The organism is Skermanella sp., from assembly GCF_059503625.1.
Map to the genome: position 1 here is coordinate 1 of NZ_JCACHA010000256.1, position 3144 is coordinate 3144.

Genomic DNA, 3144 nt, shown 5'->3' on the forward strand with positions numbered 1-3144 from the left:
CAACCGCGATCTGCCGTCGGAGATCGAGGCCGGCAGGTTCCGCCAGGACCTGTTCTATCGTCTCAGCGTCGTGCCGATCCGCGTCCCGCCCCTGACCGAGCGGCGCGAGGACATCCCGCTGCTGGCCCGCCACTTCATGATCCGTTCCGCCGAGACCGCCGGCCTGCCCGCCCGGGAATACGGCGAGGACGCCATGGCCGCCCTCCAGGCCTACGACTGGCCGGGCAACGTCCGCCAACTCCGCAACGTCGTGGACTGGCTGCTGATCATGTCGACCGGCGACCCAAAGGAGCCGATCCGCGCCGACATGCTGCCGCCCGAGATCGGCGCCATCACGCCGACCGTCCTCAAGTGGGACAAGGGCGGCGAGATCATGGGCCTGCCGCTGCGCGAAGCCCGCGAGGTGTTCGAGCGCGAATACCTGCTGGCCCAGGTGACCCGTTTCGGCGGCAACATCTCCCGCACCGCCGCCTTCGTCGGGATGGAGCGCTCTGCGCTCCATCGCAAGCTGAAGTCGCTGGGCGTCCACGGCAACGACAAGCCGCCCCACAAGCTGGCGGCGGATTGATGACCGTGCTTCCACAGCCTCCTTCCCACCCTTTATCTCCCTCCCTTACCGTCATACCCGGACTTGATCCGGGTATCTCCTGGCGGAAACTGACGTGAAGACTTCAAACCAAACTTTGACGATACCCGCTGCGCTCCTGACGGGAGATACCCGGATCAAGTCCGGGCATGACGGCTTTGGCAAGTCCGGGCATGACGGGTTTAGCGTCATCATTGGGGTTCATGGTCCGTTCGCGGTTCCAAGGAGCCGCACCCCGGACGTTGCGGCAGGTACCATCCCATGAAAGTCATCGTCTGCGGCGCCGGGCAGGTCGGTTCCAACATCGCGCGCTATCTCGCGACCGAGAACAACGACGTCACCGTGATCGACCAGTCGCCGGAGCTGATCCAGAAGATCAGCGATACCCTGGACGTTCAGGCGATGGTCGGTTTCGCCTCGCATCCCAATGTGCTGGAGCAGGCGGGCGCCGCGGAGGCCGACATGATCATCGCGGTCACGCTGGCCGACGAAGTCAACATGGTCGCCTGCCAAGTCGCCCACTCGCTGTTCAACGTCCCGACCAAGATCGCCCGCGTCCGCAATCAGAGCTATCTGGCCCCGATCTGGTCCGACCTGTTCTCGCGCGAGCATATGCCGATCGACGTCATCATCTCGCCTGAGATCGAGGTCGCCCGCGCCGTCGCCCGGCGTCTCCAGGTTCCGGGCGCCTTCGACATGATCCCGCTGGCCGACGGCAAGGTCCGCGTCATCGGCGTCATCTGCGCCGACAACTGCCCGATCCTGCACACGCCGCTCCGCCAGCTCACCGGCCTGTTCCCAGACCTCAACCTCGAAGTCGTGGCGATCGTCCGCAACGACAAGCCTATCATCCCCGGCGGCGACGACCAGATGCTGCCCGGAGACGAAGTCTACTTCGTCGCCGACACCCGCCACCTGACCCGCGCCATGGCCGCTTTCGGCCATGAGGAAACGGAAGCCCGCCGCATCATCATCCTGGGCGGCGGCAATATCGGCCTCTGCCTTGCGGAAGAGCTGGAAGCCAAGCACCCGCAGGTCAGCGCCCGCATCATCGAGGTGGACCGCGCCCGTGCCCAGTACATCGCCCAGCGGCTCAACCGGACCATGGTGCTGCACGGCGACGGCTTGGACCCGGAGATCCTGGAAGAGGCCAATGTCAGGGCGGCGGAAACCGTCGTCGCAGTGACGAACGATGACGAAGGCAACATCCTCGCCTCCCTCCTGGCCAAGCGCTACGGCTGCCAGCGCGCCATCACGCTGATCAACAAGACGACATATTCGCCGCTGGTCACCACGCTCGGTATCGATGCCGTCGTCAGCCCCAAGGCGATCACCGTCTCCACGATCCTTCAGCATGTCCGTCGCGGCCGCATCCGGTCGGTCCACAGCCTGCGCGAAGGCTTCGCCGAAGTGATCGAGGCCGAGGCGCTGGAAACTTCCAGCCTGATCAATACCCCGCTCCGCGAGATCAAGCTGCCGACCGGCGTCATCGTCGGCGCGATCGTGCGCGGAGAGGAAGTGATCATCCCGAGGCCATCGACGGTGATCAAGCCGCACGACCGGGTCATCATCCTGGCGGCAGTCGGTCAGGTGAAGAAGGTCGAGAAGATGTTTGCCGTCCGTCTTGAATTCTTCTGAACGACTGCAACTTTCGACACCATTCGACCTTTCGATACAACAAAAGCAAAAGCGGGAAACATGGCTCGATACGCATATGTCAACGGCCGCTTCGTGCCGCATACCGATGCCGTCGTGCATGTGGAAGACCGTGGCTATCAGTTCGCCGACGGCGTCTATGAAGTCGTCACGATCGTCGGCGGCAAGCTGGTGGACGAGCAGGGGCACCTCGACCGCCTGACGCGCTCCCTGAACGAGCTGCGGATCGCTTGGCCGGTTTCGCCCAGGGTGCTGAAGATCCTGATGCGCCGGCTGATCGGAATGAACCGGGTGACCCAGGGCACGATCTATCTTCAGATCACCCGAGGCGTCGCTCCGCGCGACTTCAAGTTTCCCAAGCACGCGGAAAGCTCGCTGGTCCTGACCACCAAGCGGGCAGGGGCCTTCGCGACGCCGGCTCAGCTCCAGGACGGCGTCAAGGTCATCACCATTCCCGATATCCGCTGGCTCCGCCGCGACATCAAGTCGGTCTCCCTATTGCCGCAGGTTCTCGGCAAGCAGCAGGCCGTCGAGGCCGGTGCGTTCGAGGCATGGCAGGTGGATCCCGACGGCAACGTCACCGAGGGCTGCTCCAGCAACGCCTGGATCGTGACATCCGATGGTACGCTGGTCACCCGCTACGCCAACAACCTGATCCTCAACGGCGTCACCCGCCTGTCGATCCTGAAACTGGCGCAGGAAGCCGGCATCAAGTTCGAGGAACGTCCCTTCTCGGTCGAGGAAGCCTATGCCGCGCGCGAGGCCTTCGTCTCCAGCGCCAGCACATTCGTCATGCCGGTGACCAGAATCGACGACCGGACCGTCGGCGACGGCAAGCCCGGCACGCTGAGCGGAAAGCTGCGCCAGGGCTACCTGGACTACGCCCAGGAACGGGGCGCTTC

General features: G+C 64.4%; 3 protein-coding genes. All 3 read left to right on the forward strand.

The features are described 5' to 3' along the window. The coding region (locus AC5JJ6_RS06125; protein ID WP_496041191.1) for an AAA-type ATPase lid domain-containing protein at positions 1-568 on the forward strand (568 nt) is incomplete at its 5' end. A gap of 279 nt (positions 569-847) precedes the next feature. Continuing rightward, on the forward strand, positions 848-2224 hold the full coding sequence (gene trkA, locus AC5JJ6_RS06130) for a Trk system potassium transporter TrkA (RefSeq protein WP_044432064.1): 1377 nt from the start codon (positions 848-850) through the stop codon (positions 2222-2224). A 60-nt stretch (positions 2225-2284) separates the two neighbouring features. Further along, on the forward strand, positions 2285-3144 hold an 860-nt coding region (locus AC5JJ6_RS06135; protein WP_496041192.1), incomplete at its 3' end, for a D-amino-acid transaminase.

Bases quoted from the DNA above. Each gene is read 5' to 3' on its own strand.
- trkA (WP_044432064.1), top strand. From the start codon at position 848: ATGAAAGTCATCGTCTGCGGCGCCGGGCAGGTCGGTTCCAACATCGCG.